Origin of the sequence: Nocardioides nematodiphilus, assembly GCF_020216525.1 — a bacterium.
Classification (GTDB): domain Bacteria; phylum Actinomycetota; class Actinomycetes; order Propionibacteriales; family Nocardioidaceae; genus Nocardioides; species Nocardioides nematodiphilus.
This window is the reverse complement of the sequence record NZ_JAIWOY010000007.1, coordinates 68,956-93,953: the sequence shown is the minus strand read 5'-3', so window position 1 is coordinate 93,953 and position 24,998 is coordinate 68,956. Positions and strand designations below refer to the sequence as shown.

Here is a 24,998-nt window from a genome sequence, read left to right as displayed (position 1 = left end):
TGACGCCGCGGTGCCGTCGCTGACGCCGCGCCCTGTGCCGTCCCTGCGCGCATCATCACCGGATCCCCGTTGTTTTCCCATCATTGCTTGCGACAGCGGATTATCCGGCACGATGAGGCCCGGCAGGTGCGAAACCAACAGACAAGCGTGGAGAACCGGTGGGACAGTTCGATGGACGGCGGCTCTCGTGGCCCCGATTGGCCCTCCTGGTCGTGGTGATCGCGGCGCTCGTCCTGGCGTCCCTGCGCAGCTGGACGTGGTTCCAGGAGAGCCGAGCGCTCGACGACGCGTCCGCCCCCGGCTTCTCCGGCTACGTCGACGTCACCGCGACGCCTCGTGAGCCCTTCGAGTCCCCCGAGAGCGCAGCCGCCCTCGACGCGACGCTCTCCTTCGTGGTCAGTGACCCCGGCGCACCGTGCACCCCGAGCTGGGGCGGCGCGTACTCGATGGACGAGGCCGGCGACGCGCTCGACCTCGACCGCCGCATCGCCCTGCTGCGCCAGCGCGGCGGCAACCCCCTCGTCTCCTTCGGGGGCCAGGCGAACACCGACCTCGCCGTCGGATGCACCTCACCCGACGAGCTGCTCTCCGCGTACAAGGGGGTAGTGAGCCGCTACAAGGTGAGGACCATCGATCTGGACGTCGAGGGCAAGGCGCTCTCGGACACGAGCGCCACCGCACGCCGCGGCGAGGCCATCGCGCGGCTCCAGGAGGACACCCACGTCAAGGTCTGGCTCACGGTCCCGGTGGCTCGCTCCGGCCTGACCGCCGAAGGCCTGGCCCTCGTCACGGGCACGATCGCCGCCGGCGTGGACCTGGCCGGCGTGAACCTCATGACCATGGACTACGGCGACCTCCCGTCCGGCCAGACGATGGGTGAGGCGGCCGTGAGCGCCCTGAACGCCGCCCACACCCAGCTGGGGAGGGTCTACGCCCACGGCGGGAAGCGGCCGACCGGCCTGGCGGTCTGGCAGCGGATGGGTGCCACCGCGATGATCGGCCAGAACGACATCGCCGGCGAGGTCTTCACCCTCGCCGACGCGGCGCGACTGCGCTCCTTCGCGACCGCGCACAAGCTCGGCCGGGTCGCGATGTGGTCGCTCAACCGCGACCGCGCCTGCGGCGCCAACTATCCCGACGTCACGATCGTCTCCGACGCGTGCAGCGGCGTCACCCAGGCTCCGTCGGCCTTCACCGCGGCGCTCTCCGGGGTCGACCACACCACCACGAGCGCCGATGCGAGCACGCCTCGGGCGGCGGCCACGCCGACCGCTGACCCCACCGTGATGCCCTCCGACGATCCCAGCACCGCGCCGTACCCGGTGTGGGCGCCCTCGCACGTCTACGTGCAGGCCGAGCGCGTCGTCTGGCACCACAACGTCTACGAGGCCAAGTGGTGGACCTCCGGCGACATGCCGGACGACCCGCTGCAGACCGAGTCCCCGTGGACGCTGCTGGGCCCGGTGCTGCCGGGGGAGCGCCCCGAGCCGAGTCCGACGCTCGCGGCCGGCACCTACCCCGAGTGGCGCATCGGCCGCGTCTATCACGAGGGCGACCGGGTCCTGTTCGAGAACACCGCCTACGAGGCGCAGTGGTGGACGCAGGGCGATCGCCCCGGCGTGCCGGGCACGGCGGCGGTGCCCTCACCGTGGCGCGCGCTCACCCCGACCGAGGTCCTGCAGATCCAGAAGCTCGGCCCCTCGGCCGCCGCTGCCGCTCACGGACGATGACGGTGGGCGACCGGCTCTCCCCGTAGCGCCCGGACGACGCCCTCGCGCACCCGACGCGGGCGCAGGATGGGGGTGTCGTCGTACGCCCCCGCGCGCATCCCGTCGATGACCTCGGCGAGGACATCGGCACTGCGGTGCTGCGGCGACCAGCCCAGCTCGACGCGGGCGCGGGTGCTGTCGAGCAGCGGCGCCTGGTACGCCATGTCGAGCCAGCCGACGTCGACCTGCTGGAGGTGCGCGCGCCAGCTGAGGTCGGCGAGGCGGCGCAGCACCAGGAGCGGCACCTGGACGTGACGCCCGCCGAGGGCCCGGGCGATCGCGTCGACCGGCACGACGTCCTCGGCGGCGAGGTTGAACGCGCCGCCGGCGTGCTGCTCGACGATCAGGCGGATCGCGGTGGCCACGTCGTCGGCATGCACGAACTGCAGCCGTAGCCGCCCGTCGACCGGCAGGATCGGCACCCGCTTGAGCACGGCCGCCGGGACCAGGGCCGGCATCGCGTAGCGCAGCAGGCCCGAGCCGCTGAGCCGCTGGCCGATCAGCACCGGCCGGGTGCGCGCGATGATCAGGTCGGGATGCCGCGCGAGGGTCTCGTCGAGGATCTCCTCCGCGGCGACCTTGTGCCGGCTGTACGGAGAGGTGGCGATGCCGCGGCGCGCCCAGGTCTCCGGCACCGGGCGGTCGTCGGCGGGGGCGGGGGAGTAGGCCCCGAGCGAGGACTGGTGGACCAGGTGCGGGACCCCGGCCGCGAGCACCGCCTCGATCACCCGCTCCGTGCCGCCGACGTCGAGGCGCTCGGTGTAGTCCCGGTCGTGGGTGGGCTGGAACGCCCACGCCAGGTGGACGACCGCGTCCGCGCCCGCGAAGGCCGCGGTGAGGCGGGGGACGGCGTCCGCCGCGGTCAGGTCGACGGCGTGCCACTCCGCCTCCGCATACCTGCTGCTCGGAGCCGGGGGCCGGCGCGCGATGCCGACGACCTCGTGTCCGTGCGCGCTCAGGGCGCGCACCAGCGCCGTACCGACATTGCCACTGGCTCCGGTGATCGCGATCCTCATGGGGAGCAGGTACCCACGGTCCCCGCGGTGGTCTAGGCCACTTCGGGAGTGTTTCCGAAGCACCCGTCACTCCGCGAACGAGAACTCGTTGCATCCACGTCCACGACCGGTCCCCACCTCGTCGTTGGCTCCCTCTCGGGTTCCCCCTGCATGCGTCGAACGGAGCACCCCCGTGACCGAGTTGACACGTTGGTTCGAGATCAGCCGCCCCGAGCGCCCCGTCGCCCCCGGAGCGCGCCGCGTCCGCAACCTACGGCCCAGCGCACCGATGTTCCCCGGCTACCGGGTCGCGGCGATCGTGCCGTGCCTCAACGAGGCCGCCGCCATCGCGAACGTGGTGACGGGCCTGCTCGAGGCCGTGCCCGGCATCGACGTCTATGTCTACGACAACAACAGCACCGACGGCACGGCCGAGATCGCCCGCGCAGCAGGCGCCATCGTGCGGACCGAGTCGCGTCCGGGGAAGGGCAACGTCGTGCGGCGGGCCTTCGCCGACATCGACGCCGACATCTACGTGCTCATCGACGGCGACGACACCTACGAGGCGGCCCACGCCCCGCAGATGATCCGCGCTCTGATGGAGGGCCCGTACGACCACGTGCTCGGGGTCCGGACGCCCGAGGACGCCGAGGCCTATCGAGGCGGCCACGAGTGGGGGAACCGCCTCCTGAACGGCGTCGTCGCCCGGCTCTTCGGCGAGAACGCGCGCGACATGCTCAGCGGCTACCGCGTCTTCAGCCGTCGCTTCGTGAAGAGCTTCCCGGCGACGTCGCGCGGCTTCGAGATCGAGACCGAGCTGACCGTGCACTGCCTGACGCTGCGGGTGCCGTGCACCTCGCTGCCCGTGGGCTTCCGGGCGCGCGTCGACGGAAGCGAGTCGAAGCTGCACACCTTCCGCGACGGACGCCGCATCCTGCAGACCGCGTTCTCGCTCTTCCGCTACGAGCGCCCGCTGCCGTTCTATGCCGCGCTCATCGCCTCCACCGCCACGCTGTTCGCGATGCTCGCGTATCTGGGCCACCTGGCCGGCACCAACATCGGCCTCACCGTCGAGGCGCAGTTCGCCGGGATGGTGACCATCGCGGTGCTGGTCGCGATCGGCGTCGTGGTCGACGTCGTGACCCGCACCCGGCACGGCCAGAGCCATCTGGTCTACATGCACCACCCGGCGGTACCGACTGCGGCGACCGCGGCGGTGGTCGCGCTCGCCATGCCCGAGCGCGAGCTTCCGGCGGTGACGACAGCACGATGACCTCGCCCGCTCCCACCGGCCGCCCCGGCGGCCCGTGGTGGCTCGGCGCGGTGCCGGTGCTCGCGTTGCTCGGCCTCGTCACGGCCGGCGGCGCCGTCGCCTTATCGACCCTCCGCCACCAGCTCGTGGTCTCCACCCACCGACTCCCGACCCCGTACGTCGAGCTCGCCTTCGCCTCGCCCACCGCGGCCCGCACCTGCTCGCCCGACGTCAACGCGCAGGGTCTCCAGGTCGCCCTCGCGAGCCACCTGGACCGTACGACCGTCTTCGGCTGGCACGCCGGGAGGTCCCGCGGCCACCTGAGCGTAGCGCCCGGGTCGACCGGCCACTTCGCCGTTCCGCTGCCCTCGCACCGGCCGGCGACGGTCACGGTCGCTCTCGACGGCCGCCCCGAGAAGCTCGTCCTGCACTGCGGCGGAGCGGCCTCATGAGCGGCGTCTGGCGCCCCGGCGACCCGGTCGACCTCGCCTGGCGCGGCATCGGCTACATCCGCGCCTACCTCAGGATGGACATCCCCGACGCTGCGCTGATCCGGCGTGCGCTGCGCCAGATCGCCACGATCTCCCCGCAGGTCGGACGCTGGTGCCATCCGGACGGCCACTGGCGCCCGGTCGGGGAGCGCGAGATGGACACGTGGCTGGACCTGCACGTGTTCGCCAGCCCGCTGCACGCCATCGCCCCCGAGCTCGCCTTCACCCTGCCGCCGCACCTGCGTGCTCGCCAGCGGTTCTCCGTGATGGTGGGTGACGACTGGCTGCTGGTCACCGCCGACCACGAGTTCGGCGATGGGCTCACGGTCGACACCTTCGTCGGGCATCTGCTGCGCCAGGCGCGCTCGGAGGAGACGTTGGAGCTGCCCTGGCGGGTCGCGACGGCCTGGGAGCGTGACCGGGACATCGCCGCCGGTCTGCTGCGCAACGCCCGGTCGCTGCCGTACGTGGTGCGCCACCGGCGCGAGCTCGCCGGCGGCTCGTACGCGATCGACGAGCAGGAGCGCACACCGACTACGGTGGTCGCGCTCAGCGACCTGCGCTTCACCGCGGCGGTCCGACATCTGCGCGACCGGCTCTATCCCGACGCCAGCATGGCGGCGATCGTGATCGCGGGCATCAGGGCCGGGCTGGCCCGCTGCGTGGCCGAGGTCCGGCCGGGATTCGAGTGCCTCTACAACAGCCGCCGCCCGCACGCCGGCCTGCCACTGTGGGGCAACTGGTCGGCCGGGCTCTACGTCCGACCCCACGACGACCACGACCCGGTCGCGATCTCCGAGGCGATGGTGCAGGTCCGCGACCGCGGCCTGCCGGCGTACGCGCTCGCGGCGATGCGCGCCCGGGGCCGGCACACCACCGACACCCACGCGCCGAGCGCCGCTGCGACCGGTGCGCCGCGCCTCACCGTCTCCTACTTCGGCCAGCACACCGTCGCGATGCTCCCGGGCGTCCGCCCGGGGGAGAGTCTGATCGCCACCTTCAGCCACCCGAACGGGCCCGACTCGATCTCTGTCCAGGCCGTCGAGCTCGGTGGCCGGCTCAGCCTGAGCGCGGCGTTCAACCCCGAGGTGTGGCCGCGCAACCACGTCCAGGAGGCGCTGCGCGACTTCCTGGCCTCCCCGGAGCGGGTGCTCTTCTCCCCGTCGCGCCACCAGTCCTCCGCGTCCCGGCACCAGGTGTCCTGATGCGCGCCACGGGCGGTGCCGTGGGCCGGTGGCTCGCGCGCGCGGCGCTTCCGCTGCTCCTCGTCGCCGCCGCCACCGGGGCCCTCGCCCACGACTTCTCCCTGCCGGTGGCCCGGCCGGTGCTCGGCGCGGTCGCGCTCCTCGGCGTCCCGACGTACGTGCTGGCGGTCTGGACCTTCCGCGCGATGGAGGAGCGCACGAGCGCACGGCTCTTCGCGTTCGGGCTGGCCCTCTTCGGGGTGATGGTGGGGGCGCTGCTGCTGAACACCGTGCTGCCGTGGTGGGGCGACGACCGACCGCTCGAGGAGCACACCCTGCTGCTCGCCTCGGGCACCGCGAACGCCCTGCTGGTGCTCGCCGCCTCCATCCGCGTCACCCTCGTCCGGCCGTCGCGCTGGCCGGGCAACGCCCGGGCGTGGGCACACGCCGTGCTGACCGCGCGGCTGGCCCCCGAGGTCACCCTCGCCGCGCTGGCGCTGGTGCTCGCGATCGGCGGCGCCGTCCGACTCAACAACGGCCGCTCCGGAGCCGTCGCCGTGGTCGCGCACCTCCTCGCCGTCGGCGCGCTGGCAGCCACCGTCCTGGTCGGCGAGGTACCGCGCCGCACGGTCGCGGCGATCTACCTCAGCGGCCTGGCGCTGCTGCTCGGCACCTCGCTGCGTGGGTGGTACATCGTCGGCCACGACATCCAGAACGAGTACCTGTCCTACACGCTGACCTTCGCGGCGCGGCACTGGTCGATGGACCAGTACGCCTCCGCGTACCACGCCTGTCTCAGCGTCAACATCCTGCCGACCGTGCTCGGGCAGGTGATGGGCGTGAGCGGGCTGGCGGTCTTCAAGGTCGTCGCGCAGGTGATCTTCGCGCTGGTGCCCGTGATCGTCTATGTCGCGGCCCGGCGCATCGTCACGCCGCTGGCGGCGATCGTGGGCGCAGCGTTCTTCATCATCTTCCCGACGTTCCTCACCGACATGCCGTACCTGACCCGCCAGGAGATGGCGTTCCTGTTCGTCGCGCTCGCGCTGCTCGCGGCGGGCGCGGACCGCTACCCGCCGCTGGTGCGGCAGTGTCTGACGCTGGTCTTCGGCGTCGGCGTGGTGCTGTCGCACTACTCGACGACGTACATGCTGATCGCGACGCTGATGCTGAGCCTGATCGGCTCGCGGGTCCTCCCTGCGGCGGTCGCCCGGTGGCGCCGCCGTCACCAGCACCCCCATGAGGCGCGCCCGCTCGCCGGCGCCGTGGTGTTCATCATGCTCGCGCCCGGGGTCGTCGCGGTGCTGACCGCCGCAGCGTGGACGTGGAGCACGCCGATCACCCACTCGGGCGGACACCTCGCCGAGACGGTCACCGAGCTCACCACCAGCCTGATCGAGGGCAAGTCGGTGATCGGCTCCTCGGACCTGAAGTTCATCGGCGGGGGCGGGCCGGGCCCCGAGGAGCGGTTCACCACCTATTACGACGGGCTGGTGTCCGCGCGCGCCGCCTCGCCGGGGGAGTACGTCATCCCGAACGTCGACGATCGCGACGCCGCGCGTCCCCGGCTGACCGAGGTGCCGCCCACCGCGTTGACCCCGGCGGGCCGGGTGTTCGACCGGCTGGGCCTCCCGATCGGCCACGCGAACATGCTCCTGCGCGCTGCGGCCGGCCTGGCGCTGGAGCTGCTGCTCGTCATCGGCCTGATCGCGCTCTGGATCAAGGTCCGCGCCGCCGGCCGGGTCTGGGACGAGCAGGTCTGGCTGGTGCTCGGCAGCATCGGAGCGGTCGGCGTGATCGTCGCCGTGCCGGGGCTCTCGGCCGACTACGGCGTGCTGCGGGCCTTCCAGCAGGCGCTCCTGCTCGCCGCCCCTCTGGTCGGCGTCGGCCTGATGACCCTCTTCGTCCGCGCCCGGCACGCCTACGGCGGCACCGCGACGGTCCTGTTCGCGCTCGGCGCCTGCCTGACGGGCGCCGTCGCGGCGACCTTCGGAGGCGTGCCCGGGGTGATCTCCCAGGCCAACGAGGGCCCGTACTTCGACCTGCTCTACGTGGACACGCCCGAGGTGGCCGCGACGAGGTGGCTCGGCGCCGAGCTCGAGCGCAGCGACCTTCCGTTCGTCGCAGCCAGCGACATCGTCTCCATCACTCGGCTGCAGACACAGCTGCCCCAGGGCAGCGTCGTGACCAACGACTTCCTCCCGGTCGCGCTGCGCAGCGGCGAGTACGTCTTCCTCACCCGCCAGACCGCTCGCGCCAGCAGGGGCACGGTCTTCTACTCGGGCGATCTGCTGACCTACGCCTATCCGCGCGACGTGCTCGAGCGCCGGCTGGACCTGCTCTACAGCTCGGGGGACGCGGAGGTGTGGCGATGAGCGTCGGCACCCTGCCGAGGGGGCCGCGGCACTCGGCCGCGCGCCCGTCGCCGATCGGGCGGGCGCGCGCGGTGCTCGACGACCCGGTGGTCGCCAATGCACTGATCATGGTGCTCACCACGCTGCTGATGGCCGGCGCAGGGACGCTCTTCTGGATCGTCGTCGCACGGCTGGCGCAGCCCGCCGAGGTCGGGGTGGCGAGCACGCTGGTGAGTGCCGCCGAGGCGCTGGCGTTCTTCGCCCAGCTCGGCCTCAACGTCAGCCTGCTGCGCTCGATGTCGCACAGCACCCGCCCGGCCAGCGACGTCGCGACTGCGGGACTCATCGTCGCCCTCGCCGGAGTGGCGCTCGCGCTCGCCTATGCGGCACTCGTGCCGTCGCTCTCGCCCGGGGTGGCCCGGGCCCTCGGCTGGACGGCGGCTCCCGTCTTCGCCCTCCTCGTCGCCGCGACGGCGGTCAACCAGCTCACCGACAGCCTCTTCCTGGCCGTCGACCGGGTCCGGGCGAACCTCTGGGTCAACGGCGTCCTGACCGGGGGCGTACGGATGGCGCTGCCGTTCACGCTGGCGGGCGCGGGGGCGTTCCACATCTTCGGCGTCCTCGGTGCGACCAGCATGCTCGCCGCGGCTGCGAGCGTCGCGGTGATCCTGCGCGGCCTGCCCGATCGGCCCTCGCTGCGGCCCTCGCCCGGCTTCGGCAGCGCACGGGGCCTCGCCGCCTCGGGCTACGTGGTCAACGGGCTCCTGATCACGCCGCAGCTGGTGCTCCCGCTGGTCGTGATCAACACGATGGGGGCTGCGCTCAACGCGGTCTTCTTCATCAGCTTCCAGGTCGCCAATCTGCTCAACCATGCCGTCTACACGGTCGGCAACGCGATGTACGCGGAGGCCGAGCGCCACACCGCGGAGCAGCGGGCCATCACGCAGCGCGGCGCCCGCACGATGACCGCGGCGGTCGTGCTCGGCGCGGGGGTCGTCGTGCTCGCCGCGCCGCTGCTGCTCGCGGTCTTCGGCGCGCAGTACGCGGGCTCCGGCGTCGGCGCGCTCCGTCTGCTCGCTCTCGGTGCGAGCGGGGTCGGGCTGAACTACTGGGCGGCCATGCGCCTGCGCCTGATCGCCACGGGCCGGACCATGGTCCTCGCCCAGCTGATCTCGACCGGCCTCACCCTCACCGGCGTGGCATGGGGCGCCCAGCACGGGCTCACCGGGGTCGCGCTCGGGTGGTGGCTGGGGCAGAGCGCCGGGGGAGCGATCTCGCTGCTGCTGACGCGGCTGACGCACGCCACGACGTACGACAAGGAGGTGCACGGATGAGCAGGCCTTGGAAGGTCGCGGTGGTGGCCCCCCGGATGACGCAGGTCGGCGGCCTGCAGGCGTACGCCTGGCAGGTGACGCGATGGCTGCGCGACTCGCCCGCCCATGACGTCGTCGTGATCAGCACCCATCCGGGCCGCGGCATCCGCCGCGAGCGGCACCACGGCGTCGAGGTGGTGCTGCTCGGCACCTGGATCACCCTCTCCAACACCCCGGTGAACCCCTGGTGGTGGCTGCAGCTGAAGTGGCTGCTGTGGCGACTGCGCGTCGACGCGGTCGATGCGCACTCGCCGGTGCCCGGGCTCGCGGACCTGGCGATCCTCGCCGCGGGCAGGCGGTCCAGCGTGCTGACCTATCACGCCGGCTCGATGGTCAAGCACGGCGGCCGCGGCCCGGTCGACCGCCTCCTGCTGGCCTACGAGCGACACGTGCTGCCCCGCGTGATGGCGCGTGCCGGCGCGCTCGTCGCGGCGTCGCCCACCGCGCTGGTGGCCCGGGACCCGCGCGCCGAGGTGATCACCCCCGGCGTCGATCTCGAGGTCTTCCGACCCGGGCCGCCGGCGAGCGGGCGCCCACCCACGATCGGCTATGTCGGGGTGCTGAAGGAGAGCTCGCGCTGGAAGGGCGTGGAGGTCCTGCTCGACGCGGTGGCCGGCGTGCCCGAGGCCCGGCTGGTCATGGTCGGGGGAGGCGACCTGGTGCCGGCGCTCCAGGCGCGCGCCGCCCGGCTCGGCGTCGCGGAGCGGATAACCTGGCACGGCGAGCTCTCCGCGCCCGAGGTCGCCGAGGTGATCGCCGGCGTCGGCGTGCTCGCGCTGCCGTCCCTCACCGACGCGGAGTCGTTCGGGATGGTGCTCGTCGAGGCGATGGCCACCGGCACCCCGGTCGTCGGCAGTGCCGTCGGCGGGATCCCGTACGTCATCCGGGACGGGGTCGACGGGCTCCTCGTGCCGCCGGGTGACGCCGGGGCGCTCGCCGCTGCGCTGCGAGCGATCCTCACCGATCCGGCCCGCGCCGATGTGCTCGGCTCCGGGGGCCGGCGAGCGGCGGAGCAGCGGTGGTCGTGGGAGCACCAGCGCGCTCGGACCCTCGCGCTCCTGACCCGCCCCGCCGCGCCTGCCCGGCGCCTGCGCCTCGCCGTGGTGACCGACGCGGTCTCACCGTGGCACACCGGCGGCAAGGAGCAGCGCCAGCACGAGCTCTGGACGCGCCTGGCGGCCGACCATGACATCGACGTGCACGTGCACACGATGAAGTGGTGGGAGGGACCCCGGACGATCCGGCGCGACGGCGTCACCTTCCACGCGCTGATGCCACTGGTACCGCTCTACACCGGCGGGCGCCGCTCGATCCTGCAGGCGGTCGCCTTCGCCCTGGCCACCTTCCGCATGCTCACCCGGCGCTACGACGTGCTCGAGGTCGACGCCATCCCCTTCCTCCAGCTCTTCCCCGCGCGCGTCGTCGCCTGGCTGCGGCGCCGGCCGATGGCGGTGACCTGGCACGAGTTCTGGGGCCGCGACTACTGGGTGCGCTATCTCGGACCTGCCGGCCACCTCGCCGCGGCGGTGGAGCGGACCGCTGCGCTGCTGCCCGACCACGTCGTCGCCGTCTCCGAGGGGACCGCCGAGCGGGTACGAGCGGCCGGCGCCGCCAGCGTCTCCCTGATCACTCCCGGCATCGCACTCGCCGAGCTCCCCCTCACGCCCCGGCGCGCGCCCAACGAGCGGGTCGAGCTGCTCTGCGCCGGGCGGCTGCTCGAGCACAAGCGCGTCGATGTCGCCATCGACGCCTGCGCGGAGCTGATCGCTCGCGGCCACGCCGTACGCCTCCGGGTGATCGGCGCGGGGCCTGCGGCCGCGATGCTCGCGGACCGGGCGCGGTCGGCTGCGCCCGGGGCCGTCGAGATGATCGACTTCCTGCCCGCGCACCGCGACGTGCTGCTGGCGATGGCGGCGGCGGACGTGGTGCTCTTCCCCTCCGAGCGCGAGGGCTTCGGCATGGTCGGACTCGAGGCCCTGGCGATGGGCACCCCGGTGGTCACCTCGTCACACCCGGACAACTTCGCCCGCCATCTCGTCCGCGACGGCGTCAACGGCATCGTGTGCGACAACAGCCCTGACGCCGTCGCCGACGCCGTCGAGCGGATCCTCAAGGAGCACGAGGCGTACGCGGAAGGCGCACGGGCGAGTGCGGCTCGCTACGAGTGGGACGAGATCGCCGAGCGTTCGGCGGCGGCCTACCGCGCGCTGCTCGGCTGAGCCAGGAGGCGCGCGACCTCGGCGACGGCCGGCCGCGCCGTGCCGTCGGCGCGCCAGAGGCCGAACCTGCCGGCGGGGGAGGCCGCGCCGGCGTCGTCGCGCCAGGCGTTGAGGAAGAAGCCGCCGACGAGCGGGTCCTGCCGGGCCAGGGTGAGACCGGTGCCGATGATGCTGGCCTGCTGCTGCTCGCTCACTGCGCGCCCGCCGCGCTCACCGGGACGCTGCACCGGTGCGCCGAACTCGCTCACCCAGATCGGGACGTCAGTGCCCAGCACCTGGTCGACGCTGCGGCGCAACGCGCCGCCGGCCGTCAGCAAGTTCCACGGCGTGGTCACGCCGGTCACGCTCGGCACCTCGGGATACGTGTACGGGTCGTAGCCGACCGCGTCGACGTCGCAGCGCTGATCGGCGCACGCGCGGCGGACGAAGCTCGGTGGCGCGATCCCATCACCGGCCGGCGTCGTGTACGCGAGCCCACCGAGCAGGACCCGCAGGTGGGCGTGCTCGGCCCGCATCGCCGGGACCGCGGCCCCGACCAGCGCGCCGTACGCGGCCGGGTCGGGGCGCGGCCAGAAGAGGTCGATGTTCGGCTCGTTCCACAGCTGGTAGCTGGTCACGCCGCGAGGCGCGTACCGGGCGACCGTGGCAGCCGCGAACGCGGCGAACGCCGCGGCCGACGCCGGCGGGCAGGCGAACCGCTCGCAGCCCGGCGCGCGGGCCCAGGGCGGGGTGTAGGTGAGCAGCGCGAGCACGTGGACGCCGCGCTCGGCCGCCGCCGCGACGATGCGGTCGGTCGTCGACCAGTCGTAGCGTCCCCGGCGCGGCTCGAGGTCGGTCCAGGCGAAGTCCACCCGGACCCAGCTCGCACCGAGCTCGACCACATCACGCATCGCCGCGTCGACCTGCGCTCCGCTCGCGCCGACGAGCTGGCGCCCGAGGTTGAGACCCACGGGGAGGGCAGGACGCACCTGCTGGGCCTCGGTGCGCTGGTGGGCGCGCCCTAACGGGATCGCGCTCGCCACGGCGAGGGCAAGCAGGACGAGCGCGAAGAGCACCCAGCCGCGACGTCGCGGTCCCGCTGCATCCTGCGACCCCGAGCTCCCCATGCGCACGCCGTCAGCATGCCAGGGTCAGCGCCGCTTGGTGGCCTGATGGCGGTGGTGGTGGCGTGCCTTCTTGTGGTGGCGGTGCTTCGTCGCCCGAGCAGGGGCCTTCGAGCGGGTGGCGGGGTGCTCGCAGGGCCGGTCGGCCGCTGTCGCCAGCGCCAGCACGGACGCCGCTGGCAGCGCCTTCGGGAAGACCGTCAGCGCCGCGAGGTCGCCGCGGAAGCCGCCGCCGAGCGAGGCGTCGAGCGAGCCCAGATCCACGCCGGTCAGGGCCTGGGGGGCGCTGGCGACGGTGCCGGCGGCGATGCCGTCCACGAAGAGCGTGGTGGTGCTCGGGCCGGCGGCGAGGGCGAGGAAGTGCCACGAGCCCGGGACGAGCTGTCCGTACGTCTCGGCGCCAGGCGCCGGGCCGGCGGCGGGACCGTACGCGCTGAGCTGGACGTGGGACGGGACGTCGTGAGTGAGGTCGTAGGTGCGGATCAGAGCGCCGGTGAGATTGGTCCCGTGGACGAACGGCGCGGCCTCGGCGGAGCCCGGCGCGATCCGCGCCCAGATGCCGATGGTCCAGGAGGTCGGCGAGCCGGGCACGGCGACGCGGACCTGCTGGCCGCCGCCGCTGATCGTGGCTCCACCCTGCGGCAGCCAGGCGGGGAGCGTGCTGCTCGCGGCGGGAGCCCCGGACCAGGTCGACGCGGCCAGCGGGTTGATCACCGAGGCGCCGAGTGCGCTCGCGGTCGCGGCGTAGCCGACGCTGCTGACGCAGCTCGCGGCCGTGGCACTCGTCGGGGGACCGACGTGGACCAGCGTGACGGCTCCGTCGACGGGTACGTCGAAGCTGGTGCCGGTGCCGAGCGCGGTGACCGCGTTGCCCCGCGAGGGACGCTGCGCCGTGGCCGTGGCGCCGGAGGAGAGGCTGACCCGCACGGAGGAGGCGGCGGACGTGGTGGGCGCCGCGAGCCATAGCGCGACGGTCTGGCCGCGGCCGTCCGGGTCGGTGGTGACCAGCGAGCGGAGCAGGCTCCCGCCCCCGCTGAGCGAGACCGCGAAGGGCGCCGGCGCGCTCGACGGGGCGACGGTCGAGGCGTTGCTGGTCCGGCCGATGTCGCGCAACAGGCTCTGGATGGCGGTGTACGCGGGCTTCAGGGCGCCGTTGTTCGCGACCAGCCCGAAGTGCTGCTCCGGATCGAGCTGCAGGGAGTCTGCCTTCTCGTCGAGCAGCTCGTAGAGGTAGGTGCGCACCACACCCAGACGCTTGTTCTCCAGGATGGAGCGGACCAGGTTGTCGGCCGCAGCGGCCTGGGTGGTGCGGGCGGGGTAGGCACTGTTCTGGATGTCGCTGTAGCCGGTCTCGGTGACGACCTGGGGCAACGCCGGGCCCTGGGTGGCCGCCCAGGCGGGCAGCCTGCTCTCAGCGGCCAGCTCCACCGTCTTGTCGGCGGGATACTCATGGGCGTTGGCGACGCTCGCCGAGCCGACCGCGGAGCCGTACTGTCCGACGGACTCGGGGCGGCAGAACGCGGGGGCGAGCAGTCCGAGGCGTGCGGTGGCGGGGGACGCCTGGAGCGCCTCGGCGAGCCGGCTCGCATAGGCGTGCAGGTGGGCGGGCCAGGCGGCGTCGCCGGAGCAGTCGTACTCGTTGGTCGGCTCGACGGCGTCGGTGACCGGCGCGAGCTGCGCCAGCTCGGAGAGCTGGCTCTGGTCGAGCTGCGGCCCGATGCCGGAGCTGCCGTTGAGGATGAGCTCGGAGCGGATGCCGGCGGCGCCGAGACGCTGGAGGGCGGCCACCTGGTCCGCCCGGCTGCTGACCACCATGTCGCGGACGTGGCGGACGCCGAGGCCCTGCAGCAGGCTGAGCACCTTGCCGGGGTCGGCGTAGCTCGTGTCGCTGTAGGACATGTGGACATTGACCCCGACCGAGTCGATCAGGGCGCCGGCCGAGGTCACCGGCGGGGCGGTGTCCGACGTGCCGGTGGCAGCGAGAGCTGCGCCCGCGGGCAGCAGCGTCAGCCCGGAGCCGAGGGCGCCGGCCACCACGAGCGCAGAGACGCGCCCCAGGGCGCTGCCACGACGGTGTCGCTGGATCTGCATGACGGTCCTTCGGCTGATGACTGAGGAATGACGACCTGCTGACTGACTGCCACATCGGCCGTCGCGGCCCTCACCTTAGGGGTCCTTGGTCCCGGGACCCATATCGCTCGGGGGCGAAGATCCTCCTTGTGGTAAAGAAACCGAATCTACGGGTTTCATGCGGTCACGGGAATGCCTCAGATGGTTGATGGTTGAATCAACTGTGAAGAAGATCGGTTTTCTCTCCTTCGGCCACTGGTCGCCCTCGCCGCAGTCGGCGACCCGCTCGGCCTCGGACGTGCTGCTCCAGTCCATCGACCTGGCGGTCGCCGCCGAGGAGGTGGGCGCCGACGGCGCGTACTTCCGCGTGCATCACTTCGCCCGCCAGCTCTCCTCGCCGTTCCCGCTCCTCGCCGCGATCGGGGCCAGGACGTCGCGCATCGAGATCGGCACCGGCGTGATCGACATGCGCTACGAGAACGCGTACATGTCGGCCTGACCCGCGTACCGCATAGCAGATTCCATCGGATCGCTGCAGGTCAGCAGATGAATGCACGTCCGCTCGCGAATAGATGCGCGTCGCCGTACCTTCTGATCTAGCGTATGTCGTCGTGCTTACTAAGCAGTCGCGATGGACGACCTACGTTGAGGCGGCTCTCGCTCTCGGCGGTATGAATGGCTTGCCCCAGCAGGCAATCACTAACCGAATCCGAGAGGTCACCGCAGGAGCGGGCCCGACTCAAACCACCTTGAGCCGCTGGCTGCGCGGCGACAAGGTGCCGACCGGCGGCGCGGAAGTCGCCATCCTTGCCCAAGCAACGGGAACCCATCCGCTGGTAGCTTTCGTGGCTGCGGGATTCCTCACCGCTGAAACAGCGCTCCAACCTCTTAGCGAGATTGATCTGGGTTTGCTGGGCACGGTCGCTACCCAGTCCTGCCCCCCGAGAGCTGACGACGCCTCTTTTCGAGAGCGTCGCCCGACCCTTCGTCAAGTCAGCGGCTGAGCGCGCGAACGCCATCTGACGGTGCCGTCTCTGCGGACATCTGCTTTTCACCAACGAAGCAGGCCATCAAAGGTAAAGTCCCGCCCGCAGGCGGAACTGCCTCCACCTCGGTTGGTTGGGCAGCTGTGATGCTGCGTGCCCGGCACGCGACACTCCTCCGTGGCGGGCAACCTGGCCTCCGGGGATACGCCAGAGCCAGAATTCCCAGCACCCACCGCCTTTAAGGAGTCACATGACCAGCCGCGAGTCCCCGACCTTGCCCGGACTGGCCAGCGATTGGGCGTCGAGCCGGAACACCAGCGCTGGATGGCCGCTCTTTCTCGAGGCTGTCTACATAGATGGAGTCCGTGGCTGGCAGAAGCAGTGGGTCGAGTTCAGATTCCCAGTGGTGGCAATCGCGGGCGAGAACGGATCCGGCAAGAGCACGGTCTTGAAGGCCGCCGCGGCCGCCTACCGGCCCGCAGCGGGCGATGCTGCGAAGGATCTTTCCCCTGATGATTTCTTCCCAAGCACGCCCTGGGAGATCGTGAGCGGTGTCAGACTCGAGTACCGGATCCGTCAAGGCGATAGCGTCGAGCAGAAGTCGCTCAGAAAGCAGACGACGAGGTGGCGCGGCATGCCCGAGCGCCTCGCTCGCAACGTCGTGTTTCTCGACATTTCTCGAACTCAGCCCGTTGACACCCTGATCGGATACGGACGCGTTGCTCGGACGGAACTGGCCAAGTCAGCGACGGAGCTCCAACTCACTCCTGACAACGTAAAAGTGCTCTCACGCGTGCTTGGGCGAAACTACGAGTCCGGATCTATCGTCCGTGACGAACGTGGAAAGCAAGTTGGGATCGTCGAAACGAGTAGTGGAGCTAGCTACTCGAATTTCCACCAAGGTGCGGGGGAGGATGCGACGACCGACCTCATCGCGCTGTTGCAAGAGGCGCCACGAAACTCCCTGATTCTGATCGATGAGGTCGAGGCTTCCCTTCATCCCCGAGCCCAGCGCCGCCTGATGACCGAACTCATCGGCATCGCTCGCGCCCGGAGGTTGCAACTCGTCGTCAGCACCCATTCGCCATACGTGCTAGAGCAACTCCCGCCTGAGGCCCGGATCTACCTTCGATCCACGCGCGCCGGGCAACGAGAGCCGGTCTACGGGGTCACCCCTGAGTACGCCTTGTCTCTGATGGATGACGAGCGGCACCCGGAACTTCTTGCCTATTGCGAAGACGGAGAGTCCGGATCCATGGTTGAGAGCATCGTTCGTAGATTCGATCCAGGTGCACTCGAGCGCATGAAGATCGTGGAGGTAGGTCCCGCAGGGACCGTTCGTTCGTTGGGCGGACTCGCCCACGCCGGAAAGCTGCCGGAAGCAGGGATCGGTGTCCTTGATGGTGACGAGGGGAGCGGAGTTGGCTGTGTCGCTCTTCCGGGCGGCGGCCCGCCGGAGGTGGTCGTTTACCGGTCAATGAGTGAAGACAACATGGCTGCCGTCGCTGAGCGGCTCGGCGTTCGCTTCGGCGACTTGGCCGACATCGTCGACGACGCGCTAACGATCCCGAACCATCACGCTTGGTCGGCGGAGATCGCGCGGCAGCTCGGCGACAGGGTTCGCAAGAGCCGTGTCTGGGAGTCGTTCCTCGACGTGTGGGTAACAGATGTACTGGATGAAAGCGATGGCCTCGCGCTCGTGGAGCGGTTCAAGGACCTTCTACCCACGATGGGTCTCGGAGACCTTGCACAGGAGGTCGAGGAGGAGTGCCGTTTCCGCCGCCGTCGCACCGTCGATGCGATGAGCTGAGCAGGCTGGCTGGTCTCAGAGTCACGTACGCTAAGTCGACAGGTACGAGAACCCGCTCTACATGGTCGAGGACGCCGGGTCGGCGGACCTGATCGCCGGGCACCGGCTCCAGCTCGGCATCTCGCGGGGGAGCCCGGAGCAGGTCATCGACGGCTTCCGCTACTTCGGCTACCAGCCGGCCGAGGGCGAGACCGACGCCGACATGGCCCGCCGCCACACGCAGGTGTTCCTGCAGATGCTCGAGGGCGACGGCTTCGCCGAGCCGAACCCGCGCCCGATGTTCGCCAACCCGCCGGGGCTGCTGCGGCTCGAGCCGCACTCCGAGACGCTGCGCGAGCGGATCTGGTGGGGCGCCGGCTCCGACGCCACCGCCCGCTGGGCCGGCACGCTGGGGATGAACCTCCAGTCCTCGACGCTCAAGGCCGACGAGTCCGGCGAGCCGTTCCACGTGCAGCAGCGCAAGCAGATCGAGGCCTACCTCGAGGCCTGGAAGGAAGCCGGCCACACCCGTACGCCACGGGTCTCGGTGAGCCGTTCGATCATGCCGATCGTCGACGACATCGACGACATGTACTTCGGTGGCGAGGGCGAAGGCCGCGACCAGGTCGGTCAGATCGACGACTTCCGCGCGATCTTCGGTCGCACGTACGCCGCCTCGCCCGACAAGCTGATCGAGCAGCTCAAGGACGACGAGGCCGTCGCCGCCGCCGACACCCTGCTGCTGACCGTGCCCAACCAGCTCGGCGTCGACTACAACGCCAAGCTGCTCGGCAACATCCTCGAGCACGTCGCGCCCGCCCTCGGCTGGCGCTGAGCCAATAGGCTCGCCTGGTGCGAGCAGACAGCCATGACGTCATCCGGGTGGAGGGCGCGCGGGAGAACAACCTGCGCGACCTCGCGATCACGATCCCGAAGCGACGCCTGACGGTCTTCACCGGCGTCTCGGGGTCGGGCAAGTCGTCCCTGGTGTTCGGCACGATCGCGGCCGAGTCACGGCGACTGATCGACGAGACGTACTCGACGTTCGTGCAGGGCTTCATGCCGAACCTGCCACGTCCCGACGTCGACGCGCTCGAGGGGCTGACGACGGCGATCATCGTCGACCAGGAGCGGCTCGGCGCGAACCCGCGCTCGACGCTCGGCACCGTGACGGACGCGAACGCCATGCTGCGCTCGCTCTTCAGCCGGCTCGGCACGCCGTACATCGGTGGTCCGACCGCCTTCTCGTTCAACATCCCGACCACGCGCGCGAGCGGGGTGATGACCGGCCCCAACGGCGAGAAGAAGATCGTCAAGGACGCGATCTACCTCGGCGGCATGTGCGCGGAGTGCGAGGGACGCGGCACGATCTCCGATCTCGACCTGTCGGTGATCATCGACGAGTCGAGGTCGCTGCGCGAGGGCGCCATCCTGGTGCCGGGCTACACCGCCGACGGCTGGATGGTGGCGACCTTCATCGAGTCCGGCTTCGTCGACCCCGACAAGGCGATCAGGGACTACTCCGAGAAGGAGCGCCACGATCTGCTCTACAAGCAGTCGACGAAGATCAGGGCCAAGGGCATCAACGTCACCTACGACGGCCTGATCCCCAAGATCCGCAAGTCGATGTTCAGCAAGGACGTCGACTCGCTGCAGCCGCACATCAAGGCCTTCGTCGAGCGGGCCGCCGTCTTCAAGACCTGCCCCTCGTGCTCGGGGACGAGGCTCAACGAGTCGGCGCGCTCCTCGCTCATCGGGGGACGGTCGATCGCCGACATCTGCGCGCTGCAGATCACCGACGCGGCCGCGTGGCTGCGTACGGTCGACGACCCGGGTGTCGCGCCGCTGATCGCGACGTTGCTGCGGCTCTTCGACGCCTTCACCGAGATCGGCCTCGGCTACCTCTCCCTGGACCGCCCGAGCGGGACGCTGAGCGGGGGCGAGGCCCAGCGCACCAAGATGGTGCGCCACCTGGGCTCGGCGCTGACCGACGTCACGTACGTCTTCGACGAGCCCACGGTCGGCCTGCACCCCCACGACATCCAGCGGATGAACGCGCTGCTGCTCGAGCTGCGCGACAAGGGCAACACCGTCCTGGTCGTCGAGCACAAGCCCGAGACCATCGCGATCGCGGACCGGGTCGTCGATCTCGGGCCGGGGGCGGGCTCGGACGGCGGCACGATCTGCTTCGAGGGGACCGTCGCCGACCTGCGGGGGAGCGGCACCCTGACCGGGCGCTACCTCGACCATCGCGCCCGGCTGAAGGCGTCCGTACGCGCGCCCTCCGGTGTGCTCGCGATCCGAGGCGCGGACACCCACAACCTGGACTCGGTCGACGTCGACGTACCGACCGGGGTGCTCTGCGTGGTCACCGGCGTCGCCGGTTCCGGCAAGTCGTCGCTGATCCACGGCCACCTGCCGAGCGACTCGGTCATCACCGTCGACCAGGGCGCGATCAAGGGGTCGCGCCGGTCCAACCCCGCCACGTACACCGGTCTGCTAGAGCCGATCCGCAAGGCGTTCGCGAAGGCCAACGGCGTGAAGCCGGCTCTCTTCTCCGCCAACTCCGAGGGTGCCTGCCCGACCTGCAACGGCAACGGGATGATCTACACCGAGCTCGGCTTCATGGAGACGGTGGCGAGCCCGTGTGAGGACTGCGGCGGCAAGCGGTTCCAGGCGGCGGTGCTGGAGTACCGCCTCGGCGGCCTCAACATCGCCGAGGTGCTCGACCTGTCGGTCGCCCAGGCGGCGTCCTTCTTCGCCGACGGCGACGCGCGGACCCCGGCGGCCTCGAAGATCCTGGCGACACTGGTCGACGTCGGCCTCGGCTACGTCAAGCTCGGCCAGCCGCTGACCACCCTGTCCGGGGGCGAGCGGCAGCGGATCAAGCTCGCCACCCACCTCGGCTCCGGTGACGCCGACGTCTTCGTGCTCGACGAGCCGACCACGGGTCTGCACCTGGCCGACGTCGACAACCTGCTCGGGCTGCTCGACCGACTGGTGGACAGCGGGCGCTCGGTGATCGTGATCGAGCACCACCAGGCCGTGATGGCGCACGCCGACTGGATCATCGACCTCGGCCCCGGCGCCGGTCACGACGGCGGCCGGGTCGTCTTCGAGGGCACGCCCGCCGATCTCGTACGGGCGAAGTCCACGCTGACCGGCGAGCACCTGGCCGCGTACGTCGGGGCCTAGGCCAGGGACGCCAGGTACTGGTGCACGAGGGGCACCACCGAGGCGCCCTCGCCGGAGGCCGAGGCGACCCGCTTCATCGAGCCCGCCCGGATGTCGCCGACACAGAAGATGCCCGGCACGCAGGTGGCGAGGCTCTCCGGCGGGAGACCCTCGATCCAGTGCTCGGTCGGGACGTCGCGCCCGGTCTGGACGAAGCCCTTGGCGTCGAGGCAGATCTCCTCGGGGAGCCAGTCGCAGTGCGGCTGGGCGCCGAGCAGCAGATAGAGGCCGGCGCACTCGACCTCCTGCACCGCGCCCGTCTCGACGTCACGGATCTCGATCGCCTCGAGCGCCGTGTCGCCACGTGCGCCCACCACCTCGGTGCAGGGCAGGACCTTGATCCGCGGGCTATACGACATCTCCCGGATGAGGTAGTCCGACATCGTCTCCTCGAGTCCCTTGCGACGCACCGCGATCGTGACCGAACGGGCGAAGCGTGCGAGGTGGATGGCGGCCTGACCTGCGGAGTTGCCACCGCCGACGACATAGACGTCGCGTCCGGACATCGAGCGGGCGGAGCTGGCGGCGGCGCCGTACTGGACGCCCTTGCCGACGAACTCCTCGACCGTGTCGACGGCGAGGCGGCGGTAGTCGACGCCGCTGGCGATCACCACGGCCCGGGCCCGGATCGAGCCGCCGTCGGTGACCAGCGCGTGCGGCTCGCCGGGCGCGCCGGGGATCAGGGAGGTGACCGGCCAGCCGGCGGTGAACTGGGTGCCGAAGCGGATCGCCTGGTTCCGGGCGCGCTGGGCCAGGCGCATGCCGGAGATGCCGCGCGGGAAGCCGAGGTAGTTGCGGATCATCGACGACGTGCCGGCCTGCCCGCCGATCGCCTCGGCCTCGATGACAGCGGTCGACAGGCCCTCGGACGACCCGTAGACGGCGGCCGCGAGGCCGGCCGGACCGGCGCCGACGACCACCACGTCCTGCACCTCGCCGGCCGCGGCGATCTGCTCGGGGCGACCGTAGAAGCGGGCGGCGACCTCACGCACGCTGCGGACCGAGCCGGACTGGCGGTTGAGGGACCAGACCACCGGCAGCGTGATCTCCTCACCGTCGGCGGCGAGCTCGTCCAGGATGCGCCGCCCGATCTCGGAGTCCGGGGCGTAGGTGTGGGACGGCATCCCCATCCGGTCGAGGTAGTCGCGGATCGCGACCACCAACGGGTCGTTGCCCGCGGTGATGATCTTGGCGGAGGCGACCTCGGGGTCGGCCACCGTGGAGCCCCAGTCGGAGAGGAGCTCGGTGATGGCCGTGTGGAACTCCTCGTCGCGGGCGCCGCGCGGAGTGAGGAGGAAGGCGTCGTACTTGCCGACCGCGAGACCGGGGCGGAACTCCGGCGACTGGCGCAGGAAGTGGTCGATGTGGGCGCAGACGACGCGTCGCGCGGTCGGGATGATCGAGCGCCAGGTGCCGGCGGTCTCGAAGAAGGGCACGCCGGGCAGCACCGACTCGGTGACCAGCAGCGCGATCTGGCGGCCCTGCGCCACGAGGGTGGCCAGGTCGGCGGTCATCGCCACCGGCGTGCTGTGCAGGTGGACGTCGTAGTCACCGGTGTAGCGGAAGAACTCACGCTCGAGGATGTCGGCGTGCTCGGGTGCGCAGATCGCGATGACGGGGCGGAGGTCGGCCTCGGGCATGAGGTAAGCATGGTGCATGCGCGCTGTGCTCGCTCCGGTCTCGCTCTCCCTGGTCGCTGTCGTCGCCCTCGGGGTGGTCGGCTGCGGGGGAGGGGCGCCCTCGGCCGAGCCGTCCGTGTCGCTGGTGAGCTCATCGGCGCCGAGCGCATCGTCGACGTCTCGGTTGATGCCGCCCGTACGCCCGGTCCGTGTCTTCGCGGCGCAGGTCGCCTCGGCCGAGTCGGTGATCGCCGCGCCGGGGTCGACGGCCGGCGCAGTCCGGGCGGCGGGGGAGTTCGAGCAGCTCGCGGTGCGGGCGCTCTCCGAGGCGCGGGCGGGCGTACGGAGGCGGGTGCTGGCGCGGCTCAGCGGCCGCGCCCACCGGATCATCGCGGCCGACCTCGCCGCGGCTGGGGGACTGCGCTCGATCACCCCACCGCAGCCGTCGTTGCCCCCGTGGCGGATCGTCGACCCACTGCCGGCGACGCAGCTGATGCGGATCTACCGGCGCGCGGCGCGCACCACCGGCGTGCCGTGGACCTACCTGGCGGCGATCAACTTCGTGGAGACGAAGTTCGGCCGGATCGTCGGCCCCAGCTACGCAGGCGCCCAGGGGCCGATGCAGTTCATGCCGGCGACGTGGGCCGCGTACGGACGCGGGGGAGACGTGCACGACCCGCGCGACGCCATCCCGGCGGCCGCCCGCTACCTGCGCGCCCACGGCGCGCCGCGCGACATGACGCGGGCGCTGTACGCGTACAACCACTCGACGTCGTACGTGAACGCGGTCCGCTCCTACGCAGGTGTGATGCGCCGCTGGCCCCGCTCGATCCTCGGCTACCGGTCCTGGCGGGTGCTGTACCGGGCCAGGTCCGGCGTATGGGTGCTGCCGCTCGGCTATCCGAAGGCGAAGGCGATCCGGCTGTCGGCCGACTAGGTTGTGCTGCGATGACCCACTTCTATGAGCCCCGGCTGGGGCATGGCCTGGCGCACGACCCGTTCGGCTCCATCGTCGGGCCGCGCCCGATCGGCTGGATCTCCTCGCAATCGGCCGAGGGCCTGCTCAATCTGGCGCCGTACAGCTTCTTCAACGCCTTCAACTACACCCCGCCGATCATTGGCTTCGCGTCGCTCGGCTACAAGGACACGGTCGCCAACGTCGAGGCGACGGGGGAGTTCTGCTGGAACCTCGCCACCCGGCCGCTCATCGAGCAGGTCAACGCGTGCTCCGCGTCGGTGGACGCTTCGGTCTCGGAGTTCGACCTGGCCGGCCTGACGCCGGGGGCGTCGAAGGTCGTGTCGGTGCCGCACGTCCTTGAGGCGCCGGTCTCCTTCGAGTGCCGACGGAGCGATGTCGTACGGCTCCGGTCCGCGTCCGGCTCGGACCTCGACACCTGGCTGGTGCTCGGTGAGGTCGTCGGCGTGCACATCGCCTCGGACCTGGTGACGGACGGCGTCTACCGGACGGCGGACGCGGAGCCGGTGCTGCGCGGTGGCGGCCCGACGGACTACTTCGCGATCACCCCCGAGAACCTGTTCCACATCGTCCGGCCCTCATGAGCCGTCCCTAGAGTGGAGGCATGGGCGAGCCGACACGGTGGATGACCGACACGAAGGAAGGGCACTCGCAGTGGTACGTCGAGCGCTTCCGCACGATGGCCGCGGAGGGTCGCGACCTGGGCGGTGAGGCCCGGCTGGTCGACGCGATGCTGCCGCCCGGCTCGCGGGTGCTCGACGGCGGTTGCGGTCCGGGTCGGGTCGGCGCGATCCTGCGCGAGCGCGGCCACACCGTGGTCGGCGTCGACGCCGACCCTGTGCTGATCGCGGCCGCCGAGGAGGACCACCCGGGGCCGCGCTGGCTGGTCGCCGACCTCGCCGAGCTCGATCTTCCGGCGATGGGGGAGCCGGAGCCGTTCGCGGGCGCCGTGCTCGCCGGCAACGTCATCGTCTTCGTGACCCCGGGCACCGAGGCCGAGGTGCTGCGCCGGGTGGCCGCGCACGTCGTCGATGACGGCTTCGTCGTGGTCGGCTTCCACACCGACCGCGACCTCACCCTGACTGCCTTCGACGACGCCGTCCGTGCGGCAGGCCTGCGCCTGGAGAACCGCTTCGCCACCTGGGACCTGCGCGGCTGGCACGACGACGCGGACTTCGCCGTGAACGTGCTGCGCAAGGACTGAGGTCTCCCGATGGGACTCGCGGTCCCGTGGGACGGTCGCGTTCGCGTCCCGCGGGGGATGGAGGCCCCGGAGCGACGGTCTCCCGCGATCAGCTGACGGGGCGGTGCTTCGCTGAGGGCCTCGCGGGATGTCATCCACGAGGCGCGAATCGTGCGCCGCGGGTCGGGATACCGGCACGGCATGAGCCAGCGACCCGATGAGGATGACGTCCGTACGCGTGCCGAGCTGCTCGCCGAGGAGCGCGCGGTCGGCAGCGACGATCCGGAGGCCCAGGCCGAGGCCATCCTCGAGGAGTCGGCCGAGCGTACGAACGATCCCGAGGAGACGGCCGCGGAGTCGGTGCAGACCAGCACGCCGGCCGAGCGCCCGTCCTGAGGGCGCGC

19 protein-coding genes are annotated in these 24,998 nt (G+C 71.5%); 15 read left to right on the top strand and 4 right to left on the bottom strand.

Annotation, left to right across the window (positions count from 1 at the left end; all coding sequences use genetic code 11):
• Positions 1–158 precede the first annotated feature (158 nt).
• Positions 159–1,730, top strand: a complete 1,572-nt coding sequence (locus KSO98_RS12795) for a chitinase (protein WP_225286001.1) — start codon at positions 159–161, stop codon at positions 1,728–1,730.
• On the opposite strand, the gene KSO98_RS12790 is transcribed toward KSO98_RS12795, so the two are convergent.
• The gene (locus KSO98_RS12790; RefSeq protein ID WP_225286000.1) at positions 1,718–2,785 is read right to left on the bottom strand and encodes an NAD-dependent epimerase/dehydratase family protein; all 1,068 of its coding nucleotides are present in this window, start codon (positions 2,783–2,785) and stop codon (positions 1,718–1,720) included. The two genes, KSO98_RS12795 and KSO98_RS12790, sit on opposite strands and share 13 nt — an antisense overlap.
• A gap of 172 nt (positions 2,786–2,957) precedes the next feature.
• On the opposite strand from KSO98_RS12790, the gene KSO98_RS12785 reads away from it, so the two are divergent.
• The 6 genes from KSO98_RS12785 to KSO98_RS12760 are packed head-to-tail and all read left to right on the top strand — an operon-like array spanning position 2,958 to position 11,634.
• Positions 2,958–4,037, top strand: a complete 1,080-nt coding sequence (locus KSO98_RS12785) for a glycosyltransferase (protein WP_225285999.1) — start codon at positions 2,958–2,960, stop codon at positions 4,035–4,037.
• The gene (locus tag KSO98_RS12780) at positions 4,034–4,468 is read left to right on the top strand and encodes a hypothetical protein (protein ID WP_225285998.1); all 435 of its coding nucleotides are present in this window, start codon (positions 4,034–4,036) and stop codon (positions 4,466–4,468) included. Before KSO98_RS12785 ends, KSO98_RS12780 begins: the two co-directional genes overlap by 4 nt.
• Positions 4,465–5,712 carry a hypothetical protein gene (locus tag KSO98_RS12775; RefSeq protein WP_225285997.1) on the top strand — a complete coding sequence of 416 codons (1,248 nt, stop codon included), beginning with the start codon at positions 4,465–4,467 and terminating at the stop codon, positions 5,710–5,712. The genes KSO98_RS12780 and KSO98_RS12775 overlap by 4 nt, the downstream gene beginning before the upstream one ends.
• Positions 5,712–8,063, top strand: a complete 2,352-nt coding sequence (locus KSO98_RS12770) for a hypothetical protein (protein ID WP_225285996.1) — start codon at positions 5,712–5,714, stop codon at positions 8,061–8,063. Before KSO98_RS12775 ends, KSO98_RS12770 begins: the two co-directional genes overlap by 1 nt.
• The gene (locus KSO98_RS12765; RefSeq protein ID WP_225285995.1) at positions 8,060–9,376 is read left to right on the top strand and encodes a lipopolysaccharide biosynthesis protein; all 1,317 of its coding nucleotides are present in this window, start codon (positions 8,060–8,062) and stop codon (positions 9,374–9,376) included. The genes KSO98_RS12770 and KSO98_RS12765 overlap by 4 nt, the downstream gene beginning before the upstream one ends.
• Positions 9,373–11,634, top strand: coding sequence for a glycosyltransferase family 4 protein (locus tag KSO98_RS12760; RefSeq protein WP_225285993.1), 2,262 nt, complete (start codon positions 9,373–9,375; stop codon positions 11,632–11,634). The genes KSO98_RS12765 and KSO98_RS12760 overlap by 4 nt, the downstream gene beginning before the upstream one ends.
• Here the strand turns inward: KSO98_RS12760 and KSO98_RS12755 are convergent.
• Both KSO98_RS12755 and KSO98_RS12750 read right to left on the bottom strand, forming a co-directional pair.
• Positions 11,613–12,740: a beta-galactosidase gene (locus KSO98_RS12755; RefSeq protein WP_225286104.1), complete on the bottom strand. Its 1,128-nt coding sequence runs from the start codon at positions 12,738–12,740 to the stop codon at positions 11,613–11,615. The genes KSO98_RS12760 and KSO98_RS12755 overlap by 22 nt on opposite strands.
• 24 nt (positions 12,741–12,764) lie before the next feature.
• Positions 12,765–14,828, bottom strand: a complete 2,064-nt coding sequence (locus tag KSO98_RS12750; RefSeq protein ID WP_225285991.1) for a LamG-like jellyroll fold domain-containing protein — start codon at positions 14,826–14,828, stop codon at positions 12,765–12,767.
• 187 nt (positions 14,829–15,015) lie between these two features.
• Here KSO98_RS12750 and KSO98_RS12745 point away from each other — a divergent pair, with 187 nt between their 5' ends.
• The 4 genes from KSO98_RS12745 (at position 15,016) to KSO98_RS12730 (ending at position 20,777) form a co-directional block, all read left to right on the top strand.
• The gene (locus KSO98_RS12745; protein WP_225285990.1) at positions 15,016–15,306 is read left to right on the top strand and encodes an LLM class flavin-dependent oxidoreductase; all 291 of its coding nucleotides are present in this window, start codon (positions 15,016–15,018) and stop codon (positions 15,304–15,306) included.
• Positions 15,307–16,043: 737 nt separating this feature from the next.
• Positions 16,044–17,603, top strand: a complete 1,560-nt coding sequence (locus KSO98_RS12740; RefSeq protein WP_225285989.1) for an ATP-dependent nuclease — start codon at positions 16,044–16,046, stop codon at positions 17,601–17,603.
• 61 nt (positions 17,604–17,664) lie between these two features.
• Positions 17,665–18,417 carry an LLM class flavin-dependent oxidoreductase gene (locus KSO98_RS12735; RefSeq protein WP_225285988.1) on the top strand — a complete coding sequence of 251 codons (753 nt, stop codon included), beginning with the start codon at positions 17,665–17,667 and terminating at the stop codon, positions 18,415–18,417.
• A 17-nt stretch (positions 18,418–18,434) separates the two neighbouring features.
• Positions 18,435–20,777, top strand: coding sequence for an ATP-binding cassette domain-containing protein (locus KSO98_RS12730; RefSeq protein WP_225285987.1), 2,343 nt, complete (start codon positions 18,435–18,437; stop codon positions 20,775–20,777).
• Here the strand turns inward: KSO98_RS12730 and KSO98_RS12725 are convergent.
• Positions 20,774–22,456, bottom strand: coding sequence for an NAD(P)/FAD-dependent oxidoreductase (locus tag KSO98_RS12725; protein ID WP_225285986.1), 1,683 nt, complete (start codon positions 22,454–22,456; stop codon positions 20,774–20,776). The two genes, KSO98_RS12730 and KSO98_RS12725, sit on opposite strands and share 4 nt — an antisense overlap.
• A gap of 16 nt (positions 22,457–22,472) precedes the next feature.
• Here KSO98_RS12725 and KSO98_RS12720 point away from each other — a divergent pair, with 16 nt between their 5' ends.
• The 4 genes from KSO98_RS12720 to KSO98_RS12705 all read left to right on the top strand — a co-directional run bounded on the left by KSO98_RS12720 (position 22,473) and on the right by KSO98_RS12705 (position 24,990).
• Positions 22,473–23,372, top strand: a complete 900-nt coding sequence (locus KSO98_RS12720; protein ID WP_225285985.1) for a lytic transglycosylase domain-containing protein — start codon at positions 22,473–22,475, stop codon at positions 23,370–23,372.
• An 11-nt stretch (positions 23,373–23,383) separates the two neighbouring features.
• Entirely contained in the window at positions 23,384–23,995 is a 612-nt protein-coding gene (locus KSO98_RS12715; protein WP_225285984.1) for a flavin reductase family protein, read from the top strand.
• A 20-nt stretch (positions 23,996–24,015) separates the two neighbouring features.
• Positions 24,016–24,615 (top strand): class I SAM-dependent methyltransferase, encoded by a 600-nt coding sequence (locus KSO98_RS12710; protein WP_225285983.1) that lies wholly within the window; start codon positions 24,016–24,018, stop codon positions 24,613–24,615.
• A gap of 180 nt (positions 24,616–24,795) precedes the next feature.
• Positions 24,796–24,990, top strand: coding sequence for a hypothetical protein (locus KSO98_RS12705; RefSeq protein WP_225285982.1), 195 nt, complete (start codon positions 24,796–24,798; stop codon positions 24,988–24,990).
• The last annotated feature ends 8 nt before the right edge of the window (positions 24,991–24,998 follow it).